The 15,245-nt window shown below is 31.7% G+C and carries 14 protein-coding genes; 10 read left to right on the top strand and 4 right to left on the bottom strand.

Annotation, left to right across the window (positions count from 1 at the left end; genetic code table 11):
• Positions 1–3: 3 nt before the first annotated feature.
• The gene (locus ABEB18_RS02120; RefSeq protein WP_348797353.1) at positions 4–741 is read right to left on the bottom strand and encodes a Dph6-related ATP pyrophosphatase; all 738 of its coding nucleotides are present in this window, start codon (positions 739–741) and stop codon (positions 4–6) included.
• Between the two features lie 101 nt (positions 742–842).
• Here ABEB18_RS02120 and ABEB18_RS02115 point away from each other — a divergent pair, with 101 nt between their 5' ends.
• The gene (locus ABEB18_RS02115; protein WP_348797352.1) at positions 843–2,906 is read left to right on the top strand and encodes a M1 family metallopeptidase; all 2,064 of its coding nucleotides are present in this window, start codon (positions 843–845) and stop codon (positions 2,904–2,906) included.
• A 51-nt stretch (positions 2,907–2,957) separates the two neighbouring features.
• Positions 2,958–3,608: an HAD family hydrolase gene (locus tag ABEB18_RS02110; protein ID WP_348797351.1), complete on the top strand. Its 651-nt coding sequence runs from the start codon at positions 2,958–2,960 to the stop codon at positions 3,606–3,608.
• A gap of 82 nt (positions 3,609–3,690) precedes the next feature.
• On the opposite strand, the gene ABEB18_RS02105 is transcribed toward ABEB18_RS02110, so the two are convergent.
• Entirely contained in the window at positions 3,691–4,212 is a 522-nt protein-coding gene (locus tag ABEB18_RS02105) for a DUF7935 family protein (RefSeq protein ID WP_348797350.1), read from the bottom strand.
• 168 nt (positions 4,213–4,380) lie between these two features.
• Between ABEB18_RS02105 and ABEB18_RS02100 the strand changes: the two genes are divergently transcribed.
• From ABEB18_RS02100 to ABEB18_RS02090, 3 genes are all read left to right on the top strand, one after another.
• Positions 4,381–4,746 carry a VOC family protein gene (locus ABEB18_RS02100; RefSeq protein ID WP_348797349.1) on the top strand — a complete coding sequence of 122 codons (366 nt, stop codon included), beginning with the start codon at positions 4,381–4,383 and terminating at the stop codon, positions 4,744–4,746.
• Between the two features lie 83 nt (positions 4,747–4,829).
• Positions 4,830–5,168 carry a type II toxin-antitoxin system RelE/ParE family toxin gene (locus ABEB18_RS02095; RefSeq protein WP_348797348.1) on the top strand — a complete coding sequence of 113 codons (339 nt, stop codon included), beginning with the start codon at positions 4,830–4,832 and terminating at the stop codon, positions 5,166–5,168.
• A gap of 2 nt (positions 5,169–5,170) precedes the next feature.
• Positions 5,171–5,470 (top strand): helix-turn-helix domain-containing protein, encoded by a 300-nt coding sequence (locus ABEB18_RS02090; RefSeq protein ID WP_348797347.1) that lies wholly within the window; start codon positions 5,171–5,173, stop codon positions 5,468–5,470.
• Between the two features lie 236 nt (positions 5,471–5,706).
• Here the strand turns inward: ABEB18_RS02090 and ABEB18_RS02085 are convergent, their stop codons facing one another.
• The gene (locus tag ABEB18_RS02085) at positions 5,707–6,180 is read right to left on the bottom strand and encodes a hypothetical protein (RefSeq protein WP_348797346.1); all 474 of its coding nucleotides are present in this window, start codon (positions 6,178–6,180) and stop codon (positions 5,707–5,709) included.
• A 393-nt stretch (positions 6,181–6,573) separates the two neighbouring features.
• On the opposite strand from ABEB18_RS02085, the gene ABEB18_RS02080 reads away from it, so the two are divergent.
• From ABEB18_RS02080 to ABEB18_RS02060, 5 genes are all read left to right on the top strand, one after another.
• A complete protein-coding gene (locus tag ABEB18_RS02080; RefSeq protein ID WP_348797345.1) occupies positions 6,574–8,910 on the top strand; it encodes an ATP-dependent helicase in 2,337 nt (778 codons plus the stop codon).
• A gap of 67 nt (positions 8,911–8,977) precedes the next feature.
• Positions 8,978–9,598, top strand: coding sequence for an L-threonylcarbamoyladenylate synthase (locus ABEB18_RS02075; RefSeq protein WP_348797344.1), 621 nt, complete (start codon positions 8,978–8,980; stop codon positions 9,596–9,598).
• A 269-nt stretch (positions 9,599–9,867) separates the two neighbouring features.
• Positions 9,868–10,704, top strand: a complete 837-nt coding sequence (locus ABEB18_RS02070; protein WP_348797343.1) for a universal stress protein — start codon at positions 9,868–9,870, stop codon at positions 10,702–10,704.
• An 83-nt stretch (positions 10,705–10,787) separates the two neighbouring features.
• On the top strand, positions 10,788–12,560 hold the full coding sequence (locus tag ABEB18_RS02065) for a MutS-related protein (protein WP_348797342.1): 1,773 nt from the start codon (positions 10,788–10,790) through the stop codon (positions 12,558–12,560).
• A 199-nt stretch (positions 12,561–12,759) separates the two neighbouring features.
• Positions 12,760–13,986, top strand: coding sequence for a TMEM143 family protein (locus tag ABEB18_RS02060; protein ID WP_348797341.1), 1,227 nt, complete (start codon positions 12,760–12,762; stop codon positions 13,984–13,986).
• A 112-nt stretch (positions 13,987–14,098) separates the two neighbouring features.
• On the opposite strand, the gene dnaN is transcribed toward ABEB18_RS02060, so the two are convergent.
• Positions 14,099–15,217, bottom strand: coding sequence for a DNA polymerase III subunit beta (gene dnaN / locus ABEB18_RS02055; protein WP_348797340.1), 1,119 nt, complete (start codon positions 15,215–15,217; stop codon positions 14,099–14,101).
• Positions 15,218–15,245: the final 28 nt, after the last annotated feature.

The raw sequence follows: 15,245 nt of genomic DNA, 5'->3' as shown, positions 1-15,245 counted from the left end.
CTCTTATTTGGGTATTAAATCACAATACCAAAATCCATAATCAAAAGCATCAGAAGATGATGTATTGCAAGCAGTATTGGTTGAGTTTTGTTCTTTAGGTTTTTCGTATTTACGATAAACAACTTCACCAACTTCAAATGAAATGGGTTTTGAAAAAATTGGTCCATCAAAACAAAACGTATGAAATTCTCCATTTTCCCCACAAACATCTACATTTTCAGGTAAATCTTTAATGAATTTCTCATCAATGATTCTCCCTACAAAACTTTTATCCAAAAATTGTTCATTGACACAAACGACAATAGTTTTGAATCCCAATGCAATAAATTCACGAATTAAATCTGGAGTTGGTATTTTCCAAAGCGGAAAAACACCTTCAAAATCCATTTCGGTAAGTTTATCTTCTCTGTATTTTCTTAAATCTTCCAAGAAAATATCACCAAAAATAGAGTGAGTTACTCCTTTTTCCTTTAATTTCAAAAGCGTTTTTCGGACAGCGTCTTCGTACACTTCCATTGTTGGCATTTCGGGAATTTGCATTATTTCCAATGGTAAGCCAATACTTTGAGCCTGATGTTCCAATAATTCAACACGAACACCGTGCATCGAAATGCGTTTAAATTGTTGATTGACACTGGTTAATAAACAACTGATTTCGTATTCGTTATTTTGTAATGTTTTGTATAATGCTAAAGCAGAATCTTTTCCGCTACTCCAATTAAACAGGGCTTTCTTTTTCAATTTATAATGCAAATTTAATTTGGTCGTAAACATACAAATTATGTTCGATTTGTATCCAAACCTTTGTAACTTTGAATTTCTGGTGATAATTTTTAATTTAAATGAAGTATTTTTTCCTATTTCTGTCAGCATTTGTATTTGGACAACAAACCAAATCGGTTGACTTTAAAACTGCTAATAGCGATATTACAATTAATCCTGTAAACAAAAGTATTTCTGGAAATGTTACTTATACTTTTGAAGTTTTAAGACCAATTGATACCATAAAAATAGATGCTCAAAATATGACATTTAAAGGCTTGGAATTGAACAAAAAGGAGATCAATTTTATAGCTACCAATAAAGAGTTACTCTTAATTCATCCATTTCAGAAAGGGAAATATTCCATACAGTTCTCTTACCAAGCAACACCCAAACAAACGATGTATTTTGTGGGATCTGAAGCGACTGATAATTTACAAATTTGGACACAAGGACAAGGCAAGTATACCAGTCATTGGTTTCCGAGTTTTGATGATGTAAATGAAAAAGTGATTTTTGATATGAATGTCACTTTTGATTCGAAATATCAGGTGGTTTCTAATGGTGTTTTAAAAGGAAAAGAAAAAATTAAAAACAAGACGCTTTGGAGTTATCAAATGAAAAAGCCAATGAGTTCTTATTTATTGATGCTTGCAATTGGCGAATTTGAAAGTGATACTCGAAAATCCAAGTCGGGTATTCCTATGGAAATGTTTATAAATCCAAAAGACATTTCCAAAAAAGAGCCAACTTATCGCTATTCTAAAGAAATATTTGATTTTTTAGAAAAAGAAATAGGAGTGAAGTATCCTTGGAAAATCTATCGCCAAGTTCCTGTTTCTGAATTTTTGTATGCGGGAATGGAAAATACCAGTTCGACTATTTTTGCAACCCGTTATGTGGTTGACTCTATAGGCTTTGAAGATAGAAATTACACTAATGTCAATGCGCACGAACTGGCTCATCAATGGTTTGGAGATTTGGTAACGGCTCAAAGTGGTAAAGATCATTGGCTTCAGGAAGGTTTTGCAACCTATTATGCATTACTAGCTGAAAGAGCAATTTATGGGGAGGATTATTTTTATTCCAAATTGTATGAATCGTCTATGCAAATTAAGCAAGCATCCAAGACAGATACAATCCCTGTTTTGAATGCCAAAGCGAGTTCATTGTCTTTCTATCAAAAAGGAGCTTGGGCATTGCATGTTTTACACGAAGGAATTGGTGATAAAGCCTTTAAAAAAGCAGTGAAAAGTTATCTTCAAAAATATTCTTATCAAAACGTTACTACTCAGGATTTTTTTGATGAGATAAAAAAAGTTTCCAATTATGATTTGGAAAATTTTAGTAAAGTATGGCTAGAAACACCCGGTTTTAATACTGATATTGCTAATGAGTTATTATCAAAAAATGATGCAATGAAAATTCAGTTAGAAGTGGCGAAGCTTAGAAGCAAGCCTTTGCTAGAAAAACGGGATTTTTTTGAAAAAACCTTGCAATCTAATGTTTATTCATCGGTCAAAGCTTCTATCGTAGGTCAGGTTTTTAGAGATAAATTCGAAGACAAAAAAGGATTATTGCACCTAGCATTGCAAACACAAAATCTACAAGTTCGTCAGGCTGTAGCTAGCACATTGCAAAAGATACCTGAAGATTTTAGAACAGAATACGAAACTTTACTCGACGATAAGTCCTATCAAACCCAAGAATTTGCACTATATAATCTATGGAATAATTTTCCGAGTAAGAGAACTGATTATTTAGAAAAGTCTAAAAAATGGATCGGTTTTAATGATTATAATTTGAGGATTTTGTGGTTGTCTTTGGCGGTTTCAACTCCAGAATACATAAGTGATAAAGATGCTTGTTTGCAAGAGTTAATAGGGTATTCTTCAGGTAAATATGAAGCAATAACACGACAAAATGCTTTAGAATATTTGTTAGGTTTTAAGATTATCAACGAAACCGTGTTGAGAAATTTGGTCAATGCGACAACGCATCATATGTGGCAATTTTCAAAATTTGGTAGAGATAACATTCGTATTTTAATAAAAGATCCCGCAATCAGAACTATCTTTGAAACTATTTTGCCAACTTTGAATGAAAAGGAGCAATTTCAACTAGAAAGGTTACTCAAAGAGTGATTTTTTAAATATTTTTGTAAAATTGTATTACAAACTTACTATTGCAACAGAATGAAATATAAAGCCATAATTTTTGACTTAGACGGAACCTTAATAAATTCACTAGAAGATATAGCAGATGCGATGAATAAAGTACTTGATGAAAATAAGTATCCAACGCATGATTACAAAAGTTATAATTTTTTTATTGGCAATGGAATCCGAAAGTTGGTTTCTAGGGCTTTACCAGAAGACAAAAGAAATGAAACAGAGATCGATCGCTGTTATGAAGCTATGATGGATTATTATGGTGAAAATTGTATCCGAAAAACAAAACCGTACCAAGGAATTCAAGCTCTTTTAAATGAATTAAATTCGAAAAATATTCCGATTAGTGTTTTGTCGAATAAATCGGATTCTCTGACCAAAAAAATCACACATTCTATTTTTCCAGAATATTTCGAACCTGTGGTTGGGTTAACTTCCGAAGCATTAAAAAAGCCAAATCCTTCTACAGCGATTCAAATAAGTGAAAAATTAAATTGCAATCCATCCGAAGTTGTTTTTGTTGGTGATAGCGGTATCGATATGCAAACTGCTACGCAAGCAGGAATGTATGCTGTAGGGGTGTCTTGGGGATATCGTACTAAAGAAGAGTTGTTTTTGGAGGGGGCAAAACTTTTTTTGGAAGAACCTTCCGATTTGATGGCTCTTTTTAATTAAATCAAATGGGTCAAAAAAAAAATCCAAAGTTTCAGAATTTGTTTTCAGAAACTTTGGATTTTGATTTTTTAGGTTTTATAAACTACCACATTTGGCTAACTTCATTTTTTACATAAGCTAAAGCCGCACTACTTGGAGATTGTTTTTCAAGGGAACTACTAAGTAAAATCTCTCTTAACTGATCTGCATTTTTGGTTTCATCGTTTAAAACTGCTTTTCGGATAATTTGAATTGTAGCATTTTTAGCAGTTGCAATAAGTGACCAACACTCGTCCGAAACATAAATTTGTTGTGCAATATTATGTTCAAATTCCTGATCTATTTGTGCAATAACAAAATTAGCATAATCGTTTTTGTCATTCGAAATTGGCGAAATGCGAATCAATAAATTAGAAAGACTAATGCGCTCTAGAAACAAAGCCATGCGTTCGTATGCTTGTAAACGCAATGGTAAAATGTCTTTTCTGTTGTCTTTTTGTATCAACCAACGTCTTGTGTTTTGTTGGTCTTTGAAATAAGATTTGAATAAATAATAGGCAACTAATCCAGTGACAATTGCTGGTAAAGTAAAACTCGCTAATTCGATTATTTTCGATGAATCCATTTATTATATTTTTTTACTGGAGCAAAAATAAACTTTTTACAACTAAAACAAAGTTTTAAAAAAAAGGAATAAATTTATTTAGATTTTTTTTGAATGTTACAGATGTTTTGATTTGTTTGGGTTGTAATTTTTTTGAACACAAAATTTTAAAAAGGAAATAAATAAAAAATGGAAGCAATAATTAAATCAATTCGGCCATTTCTTGGAGCAAAAAATTTTGAACTTTCAAGAAAATTTTATGTGAATTTGGGTTTTGTAGAAACCGTTTTAAATTCTAAGTTGTCGGTTTTTAAAATGGGAGATTTTGCTTTTTATCTGCAAGATGCTTATGTGAAAGATTGGGTAGATAATAGTATGGTTTTTCTTGAAGTAAGTAATGTTAATGAGTTTTGGAATAGTATTTTACAATTAAATCTTACTGAAAAATATAGAGATGTTCGATTGATTCCTATTCAAGAATATGATTGGGGAAGAGAGTTTTTTATTCACGACACATCAGGTGTTTTGTGGCATATTGGAGAGTTTGTTAAATAGTTAGGTGCTATAATACCAAACGCAACTGCAAAAAAGAACTTCAAAAATTTGCTTCTTGTTAACTTTTAAGATAACTTTGCTGAATGAGTAGAGAAATAATATTTTACGAAAATCACTTTATTGAATTTTACCAACAGCAAGATGAAAAGGTAAAAGAGAAAATTAAATACGTCCTTGAATTAATAAAACAGGTTGAAAAAGTTCCTGAAAAATTTCTAAAACATTTAACTGGAACAAATGGGCTTTATGAAATTCGAATTGAATATCAGTCAAATATTTACCGAATATTTTGCTGTTTTGACAAAGGAAAGTTGGTCGTTCTTTTTAATGGTTTTCAAAAAAAGACACAAAAAACTCCAAAAAACGAATTGGAAAAAGCTTTAGGTATAATGAATGAATATTTTCAACAGAAAAACAAATAATTATGAAAGAATATAAAAACATAAAAACATTTGACCAACTTATAGAAGTTGAGCACGGAAAAATTGGAACCGAAAGTAGAAACACTTACGAAGAAAAAACTCAAATGTTTATAATCAGTGAAATGTTAAAAGAAGCAAGAAAAGAAGCGAAAATTACACAAGAAGAACTTGCTCAAAAAACTGGCACAAAGAAAAGTTACATTTCAAGAATTGAAAACGCAAAAGGAAATATTCAACTTTCTACATTAATTAGAATTTTTGAAGTTGGACTGAATAAAAGAATCGGATTAACTTTCTTATAAAAATTACAGCACCTAACAGCCGTTACACGAGATTTGGGCATTAGGTTGAATTTAAAGATGATTTTGTACTTGGAAAATTTGTGTTTAACCGAAAAAACTCGAATCTTTAATCCCAAACCTCGTGTAGCGCCAGAACGTTAGGTATAGAGAGGAATAACTTTGTTTTTTAGTAAATTAGATTAGTTTTATTTTTTAGATTTTCAAAATTTATTTCTCTCTATATTTTATTGAGACTATTATTTACTCTCGCATTCAACTGTTGAGAATTTGTATTTTACTTTTTCAAATTCGATTGGGGTTTCTTTATCAAAATAAGATTTCCCTAAATAAGTTAAAATTTTGCCACTTCCTAAATTAAGGCTATCTCCTTTTTTTAGAAAAGCCATAGGGTTTTTGAAAGTTCTGTTTTTGTTAGTTCCTTGAATAAAAGAGTAATCTATAAATAGTGTGTCGCCTCGAAATTCGCCAGCAACGGTTCCTGTTTTTTCAGGCATATTTTCTAATTTCATAACCATTTCGCCAGTTATCTTTCCGTTTTTTAGTGTATTGAGAGTTAGATTCACAGTATCACTTTCATACAATGATTTGTAACAAATGGTGCTTACAGGGCTTAGATCTTGTTTTTCGGGAGCCTCAATCGGTTTTTCTTTTTTGCAACTTTGAAGTCCGATGCATGCGAAGAATAAACAAAATAAACTTAGATTTTTCATGGGAATATATTTTAGTTAATAATTTAAATGAATGGTGTAGCTAATTTACCAATAATATGTTTGATTGAGGCTAGTTTTTGTGCTTTATATTTGGTGTTTTTTTATAAAATCGAATTGTTCTAAATTTACGTAATGCTGCGTGAGGGATAGAAGCAAATTACCGAAGTAATGCGGATAGCCCGACCACAATAGTACAAGGGGCGATTAGCCGTTCCTAGAAATAGCCCCTTATACTATTGTGGACACGCCCAAATTATTTTGATTAGAATTAAAAAAATATAGATAGAAAGTCGAGAATTAAAATTGCGAATTAAAATCTAAAAACTGAATTAGGGTTACACTCGTTTATTCGTTCTTAAATTCTTAATTTTGCGACAAACAGTGTTTTTTTTCATGCAAAAATATATAGAACAACTTAACGAGGCTCAACGTGAACCAGTACTGCAAAAAGACGGGCCGATGATTATTATTGCTGGCGCAGGATCTGGAAAAACCCGTGTACTGACTATTAGAATTGCTTATTTAATGCACCAAGGGATTGATGCTTTTAATATTTTGGCGTTGACTTTTACCAATAAAGCTGCGAGGGAAATGAAGAAGCGTATTTCGGATATAGTAGGTACTAGTGAGGCTAAGAATTTATGGATGGGGACTTTTCACTCGGTATTTGCTAGGATTTTGCGAGCTGAGGCTGATAAATTAGGTTACCCATCTAACTTTACGATTTATGATTCTCAGGATTCTTTGCGAGCCATTTCGGGGATTATCAAAGAAATGCAACTCGATCGCGATATCTATAAACCGAAACAGGTTTTGGGTAGGATTTCTACTTTTAAAAACAGTTTGATTACTGTTAAAGCTTATTTCAACAATCCCGAATTACAAGAGGTCGATGCGATGAGCAAAAAGCCAAGAATGGGTGAAATTTATCAAAATTATGTAGATCGTTGCTTTAAATCGGGAGCTATGGATTTTGATGATTTATTACTGAAAACCAATGAATTATTGACTCGTTTTCCGGATGTTTTGGCTAAATATCAAAACCGTTTTAGATATTTATTAGTAGATGAGTATCAGGATACTAACCATTCTCAGTATTTGATTGTTAGGGCTTTATCGGATAAATTTCAAAATATTTGTGTGGTTGGGGATGATGCGCAAAGTATTTACGCATTTCGTGGTGCGAACATCAACAATATTTTAAATTTTCAAAAAGATTATGATGGTGTAAAGACCTTTAGATTAGAGCAAAATTATCGTTCCACTAGAAATATTGTAGAAGCAGCCAATACTATTATTGATAAAAATAAAGTAAAGCTTGATAAAGTGGTTTGGACAGCCAATGATTTTGGTCCTAAAATAAAAGTGCATCGCAGTATTACTGATAATGAAGAAGGCCGCTTTGTTGCCAGTACTATTTGGGAGCAAAAAATGAATCATCAGTTGCCCAATAGAGCTTTTGCCATTTTGTATAGAACCAATGCACAGTCTAAAGCCATGGAAGATGCTCTAAGGAAGAGAGATATTCCGTATCGAATTTATGGAGGACTATCTTTTTACCAACGAAAAGAAATTAAAGATGCCCTGTGTTATTTGCGATTGGTAATTAACCCGAAAGACGAGGAAGCTTTGGTGCGAGTAATCAATTATCCAGCGAGAGGTATTGGAAACACCACAATCGAGAAATTGACTATTGCAGCCAATCATTATAAACGTTCGATTTTTGAAGTAATGCAAAATATTGAGCGAATTGATCTGAAACTCAATACAGGAACCAAACAGAAACTATTGGATTTTGTAACGATGATTCAGAGTTTCCAAGTAATCAATGAGAATCAAGATGCTTTTTATGTTGTAGAACATGTAGCCAAAAAAACAGGTCTGATCCAGGAACTAAAAAAAGATGCTACTCCAGAAGGAATGGCGAGAATTGAAAATATCGAGCAATTGCTTAATGGTGTTAAGGATTTTATCGAAGGTCAGAAAGAAGTTGATGGTGCACGTGGTTCTTTGGCCGAATTTATGGAGGATGTTGCGCTTGCGACTGATTTAGATAATGATACTAGCGATGAAGATCGAGTGGCATTGATGACGATACATTTGGCGAAAGGGCTTGAATTTCCTCATGTTTTTGCCGTGGGTATGGAAGAAGATTTATTCCCAAGTGCAATGAGTATGAACTCTAGAAGCGAATTGGAAGAAGAACGACGTTTGTTTTATGTGGCACTAACTCGTGCAGAGCATCAGGCTTATTTGACCTATGCGCAGTCTCGTTATCGTTGGGGAAAACTTACCGATAGTGAGCCTTCTCGTTTTATTGAAGAAATTGATAGTCAATATTTAGATTATATTACACCCCCTGAAAGTAATTATCGTTTCAAACCTATGATTGATAGTGATATTTTTGGCGATGTTGATAAATCTAAATTGCGTTTAAGCAAACCTGTTGGAAGTGTTCCGCCAAAGCCTACATCGGATAATCAGTCAAAATCGGAAATTACAATTCGAAAACTTAAGCCTGTGAATGGTGCTAAAGCTTCGGTTGGTGGAGCTAATTTGTTTGATAATACTTTGACTCTTGGGAATATAGTAATGCATGAGCGTTTTGGAAAAGGACAAGTGATTAATCTTGAAGGTGTTGGTGCCGATAAAAAAGCTGAAATTAAGTTTGAAGTAGGAGGAATCAAGAAATTGTTATTGCGTTTTGCAAAATTGGATATAATTGGATAACAAATTTGTTTAAAGATTAAAGTTGTTTAACCAGAACTTTAAACAATAAAATTTTAAACTTTTAAAAATGGCAGAATTTATTAAAATATATGAAGACAAGCCAAGTGAAGTGGCTATTGCTAAAGTTGTGAAAGTTTTAAAAGATGGTGGTATTGTCATTTATCCTACTGATACGGTTTATGGTTTAGGATGTGATATTACAAATTCTAGAGCTTTAGAACGAATAGCAAAAATTAAAGGGGTTAAGTTAGATAAAGCAAAATTTTCATTTGTTTGTCATGATTTGAGCAATTTATCAGATTATGTAAAGCAAATAGATACTGCTACTTTCAAGATTTTAAAAAGAGCTTTACCTGGGCCTTACACATTTATTTTACCTGGTAATAACAATTTGCCAAAAGAATTTAAAAAGAAAACAACCGTTGGGATTCGTGTTCCAGAAAACAATATTACTTTAGAAATAGTTCGACAACTCGGAAATCCAATTGTTACAACCTCAATTCGCGACGAAGACGATGTTGTTGAATATACTACGGATCCTGAACTTATTTTTGAAAAATGGCAAAATCTTGTTGATATGGTCATTGATGGAGGTTATGGGGATAATGTCGCTTCTACTATTATTGATTTGTCAGGATATGAACCTGTTGTAGTGAGAGAGGGCAAAGGGAGTATCGATATTATTTAAAAGTATCGCTTTAATTGGTTCTTTTTTGCTGTTTTTTATGATTTTAAAAGGGTTTCACATTTTTTTAAGCAAAAATTATTTTTTATAAATTAACTTTATAAGTAATCAATTTAGTAATAAATAATTAATCTTTTAGACAATTCTATTGGAGATAAAAATTGTTTATTTCTTACTGATTAAATTAAAGTATGTTTTGATTTTTTTCTAGCCATAAGTGCTATTTATGGCTTTCTAATAGTCCGCCCGATAAACATTAATTCAAAAAAATAATGAAAAAGATTTTATTTCCAACCGATTTCTCTGAAGTAGCCAATAATGCATTTATTCATGCTTTAGAATTTGCAAAAATTATTAAGGGTGAAATTGTTTTATTGCACACCTTTGAACTGCCTGTTATAGAAAATCAATTTACTCCTGACATGTATTTTTCGCTTTACGATTCTATGCAGTTGGCACAATTTGACATGTTCAAAAGCCATATTCCAAAGCTTCGGGAATTAGCTGAAAAGCAACATTTAGAAAATATCAAATTGAGTCATAAACTTACAGAAGGCGATTTGATTTTTAGTATTAAACGTGCTATTAAAGATGAGAAAATTGATTTTGTAATTATGGGTACATCTGGGACTACAGGATGGGAGGCTTTTTTTATAGGATCAAATACTGGTGCTGTTGTTTCGGCTGTTGATGTTCCTGTACTAAGTGTTCCTGTTGAAGCCAAATTTAGTAAAATTACGACTATAGGATTTACAACTCGTTTTAGAGAAAAAGATAAAGCAGCTTTGAAACAAGTTATAAAAATTGCCAAAAAAGCTCAAGCTGATGTTAAATGTTTGTATGTAAAAACAACTAAATCGGATGTGAGTGATGATACTATAAATCAATGGAAAGAAGAGTTTGTAAACGACAACGTCAAATTCTCTATTGTAAAAAGTGATCTTGTCAAAGAAAATATAATGGATTTTATTTCGCATAAAAATATAGATGTCTTGGCAATGGTAACTCATAAAAGAAATTTCTTTTCTGAACTGTTTAATCCTAGTTTGACCAAAGAATTTTCAAATATTTCAACAACTCCTATTTTGGCGATGCACGAAGAAGATTAATGTTAAATTACACATTAAAACTGATTCTTCAAATAGATATTACTATTGTCTTTGCCTACATTTGTATAGCATTACAATAAAATATGGAAATTTATAAAGGCAACTGTCAAAGGTATTCTCAGGAATTAAAAAAAATCAATACAAAGTACAATGGCATTAGTTTTCTAAGGCTGATTAGTATCTTACTTTTTTTAGCAAGTATTTTTTATTATATAAAAACTAGTCAATCAGTTTTTGTCCTATTTGCGATAATTCTGTTTGCTAGTTTTGTTGTTTTGATGCGGATTCATACTAAACTGTCATTCCAAAAAAAGATCAAAAACGCTCTGATTACCATTAATCAAAATGAAATTAGCTATTTAGAGCGAAAATCAATTCCGTTTGAAGATGGTGTTGAGTTCAATGATTTTCATCATTTATACGCTTATGATCTTGATATTTTTGGACAACATTCTTTATTTCAAAATCTTAATAGAACAGCCACTTTTATTGGAAAAAAAACAATGGCGAAACAGTTATTGACGTTATCCGATAACGAGACAATTTTGCAAAATCACGAAGCAGTAAAGGAATTAAAAGAAAAATTAGAATGGCGACAAGAATTTTTGGCTTTTGCCAAAATTGGACAAGATAGTGAAGTAATTTATAAGACTTTGTTGCAATGGAGTGTGTTCAATAGCAAACCTTTGTCCAAGTTAACGATTGTAGTTTCATACCTTTCTCCTGTGTTATTTGTTGGCTTGTTGCTGGTTTATTTTGCTACTTCAAAGGCTATTTTATTAAATCTTCTTTCGTTTTTATTTGTATTTAATTTAATTATACTAGGTAATTTTTTGAAGAGAATTCAAATCGAAATTGCCCAATCAGACAATATAAATACCACTATAAGTCAGTATGGATTGTTGGTTCAAAAAATCGAAAATGAATCATTTGAATCTAAAAAACTAATCACTTTACAACAAAAATTGCTTTTTAAAAATCAGAAAGCGAGTGTACATCTCCAAAAATTGGCTGAGTTGTTTTCTAAAATGGAGAGCGTTGGGAATTTTGTAACTTCATTATTGTTTAATGGAACATTTCTTTTTAATATCCATGTTTTGAAATCGATGATCAACTGGAAAAAAGAACATGCAGTGGTTTTAGAAGAATGGTTAGAAGTTATTGGCGAATTTGAAATGTTAAATAGCTTGGCCAATTTTGCTTACAATAATCCTGATTTTGTTTATCCAAGTCTGAATGCTAATTACGAAATTAGTTTTACAAATCTTAGTCATCCGTTATTGAATCCTGCAACTCGAAAAGGAAACGATGTACACTTTCAGCCGGAATCATTCATGATTTTAACGGGTTCCAATATGTCAGGCAAGAGTACATTTTTAAGAAGCTTAGGTGTGAATATGGTTTTGGCCGGAATGGGATCTCCTGTTTGCGCAAATAATGCAAATGTTCATCCATTACCTGTTTTGGTTTCAATGCGACTTTCAGATTCGTTATCAGATAGCGAATCTTATTTCTTTGCTGAAATCAAAAGATTGAAACAAATAATGGACGAATTAGCAGAGAAACCTGCTTTTGTATTGTTAGATGAAATTTTGAGAGGAACAAACTCAGATGATAAACGTAATGGAACAATTGAAGTAGTTAAAAAAGTAATTAGTAAAAATGCTATTGGAGCCATCGCAACTCATGATATAGAGGTTTGTTTGACTACTAATGAATATCCAAAAATATTAACTAATAAATGTTTTGAAGTCGAAATACATAATAATGAGTTGTGTTTTGATTACAAATTGCGAGAGGGTATTTGTCAAAATAAAAGTGCTACTTTTTTAATGAAGAAAATTGGAGTCATCTAATGCATGATGTAGAAAGTTTTTGATTTGAGATTTTTGAATTTCTTTTGTAGCATATCACTCAGTCAAAATTTAGTAAATCTTTAAGGTAGAACATTTAATAATTTAGATTGTGAACTATAATTTTGTACACTGTATTTCGTTTATAATTTAAATCACTTACCGATTTTAGTAATCCGTCTATAAAACCCCAAATTTTACTATGACACGAGAACATTATATTCCTTTCAACAAGGAATTTTTACTCGAACACCAATTGTCTTTTTTTGCTGATAATACCAAAATAGTCGATGATTTCAAGAAACTTTTCGAGATTATTGAGCATTATTATCATTATGAAACCTTCAATTTAAATAGAAATTTAAAACAGAATTATGCCTTGTTTGATCCTGATTTAGACAAGAGCGAGAAAAATAGTTTTGTTGGGAAAAGTGATTTTACAGTATTCAAAGAAACGCTTTCGAAAGTATTGGAACGTGGAAATTACAGACGTATTGATAGAGAAACCTTAGATTCAGCACTTAAAAATTCGGATTTAATTGGTTTGAAATTAGCGATTGATTTTAATGCTTTCAAAGATTACGAGCTTTATGTACGCGGACATCATACAGCCAAAGAAAAAGTGACTAAATTCTTTTTTTGGAAGAAAGAAGTTGAAATAGAGTACTACGATCGAGTAATGATCTATCTGAATTATAATGAAGCAGATTATTTGAAATTAAACAAAGTCAAATTCAAAAAAATCCCTATTGAACCAGGTTCTATTGCGTTAAAAATTTTCAAAAGAGTTCCGAAAAATGACTTAGAAACAATTTTTCCTAATGCAATACCCATGATGTCCAATTCCGACAAACTCCTCTTGTGGGTTCCGGCAATATTTGGTGGTGTTTCTTTATTAACCGCCAAAGTGATTCCAGCCTTGATCGGGATGTACGCTGCATATCAAACAGGAGAAGCAGTTGATTTATTAAATAGTAAAACCTCTTTAAATCAAGGATTAATAGCCTTGGGGATATTATCAGCCTATTTATTTCGTCAGTATAATAATTTTGTGAATAAGAAGATTAGGTATTCAAAAATGCTGTCGGATAGTTTGTATTTTAAAAATTTAGGAAACAATAGTGGAGCTTTCTATTCGTTATTAAATTCTTCTGAAGAAGAAATGTTTAAAGAAACTATTTTGGCATATTTGTTTTTAATTAAGAGTAAAACAGCATTAACAGCTGATGAATTAGATTGTCAAATTGAGTCTTGGTTTCTATCAGAATTAAAAGTAGATATTGATTTTGATGTAAAAGAAGCTTTGTTGAAATTGCAAAATATTGGTCTTGGGGTGGAGACAAATGGAAAATGGGAAGTTCTTTCGTTAGAGAAAGCACTAGTTCAGATTGATACTTTATGGGATGGGGTTTTTGATTACAATAATTGAGGTATTAACCAATTTTAGTTAAGTGTAATAAAAAAAAACCAAAACTCTGGTTAGTGAGTTTTGGTTTTTCGAATATAAAAATGGTTTTGGTTAGTTTAGTATTTTGAGGTAACTAGCTGTTAAGCATAACTGGCATTACAAGCATTGTTACGGTTTCGCCTTCTTCTAAACCATCAATAGGAGTAAGAATTCCGGCTCTGTTAGGTAATGACATTTCAAGCATTATCATATCCGATTGTAAGTTGTTTAGCATTTCGGTCAAGAAACGTGAGTTAAAACCAATTTGCATATCATCACCTTGATAATCACAAGTTAATCTTTCTTCGGCTTTGTTAGAATAGTCAATATCTTCAGCAGAAATATTCAATTCTGCACCAGCTACTTTTAAACGAATTTGGTGTGTAGTTTTGTTAGAGAAAATAGCAACACGACGTACAGAACTCAAAAATTGAGAACGATCCATCATCAATTTATTAGGATTTTCTTTAGGGATAACTGCTTCGTAGTTTGGGTATTTACCATCAATCAAACGACATAATAAAATGTAGTTATCAAAAGAAAAAGTTGCATTCGAATCGTTATATTCTATTTTTACTTCAGCATCAGATGTACTTAAAATACTTTTTAAAATATTTAATGGTTTTTTTGGCATAATAAACTCAGCAACTTGTGATGCTTTTACATCGGAGCGAGCATATTTTACTAATTTGTGAGCATCTGTTGCTACGAAAATTAAACCTTCTGGAGAAAATTGAAAGAAAACACCAGACATTACAGGACGTAAATCGTCATTACCAGCGGCAAAAATGGTTTTGCTTACTGCTGTCGCCAAAACATCGGCTGGAACTAATGTTACCGAAGGTTCTTCTAAATTTACTGATTTTGGAAATTCGTCTCCTGGAGCATACGCTAAGGCATACTTACCAGAATTAGAACTGATTTCTATAGTATTGTTTTCTTCGACTGTAAAGGTTAGAGGTTGTTCTGGAAAAGTTTTTAGAATTTCTAACAATAATTTAGCAGGTACTGCAACACTACCTTTACTAGTAGAATCAATAGTTAATGTTGCAGACATTGTAGTCTCTAAATCTGAAGCCGAAACAGTTAATTCGTTATTATTTAATTCAAACAAGAAATTGTCTAAAATAGGCAAGGTGTTGTTACTGTTAATAACACTTCCTAGAACTTGTAATTGCTTTAATAAGTACGAACTCGATACTATAAATTTCATCTGTTTTGTTTTGTTTTTTTAATGGTGT

The organism is Flavobacterium adhaerens (assembly GCF_040045115.1).
In the GTDB taxonomy this organism is placed as follows: Bacteria; Bacteroidota; Bacteroidia; order Flavobacteriales; family Flavobacteriaceae; genus Flavobacterium; species Flavobacterium adhaerens.
Note: the sequence above shows the minus strand (reverse complement) of the source record. Positions and strands in the feature narration are given on the sequence as shown.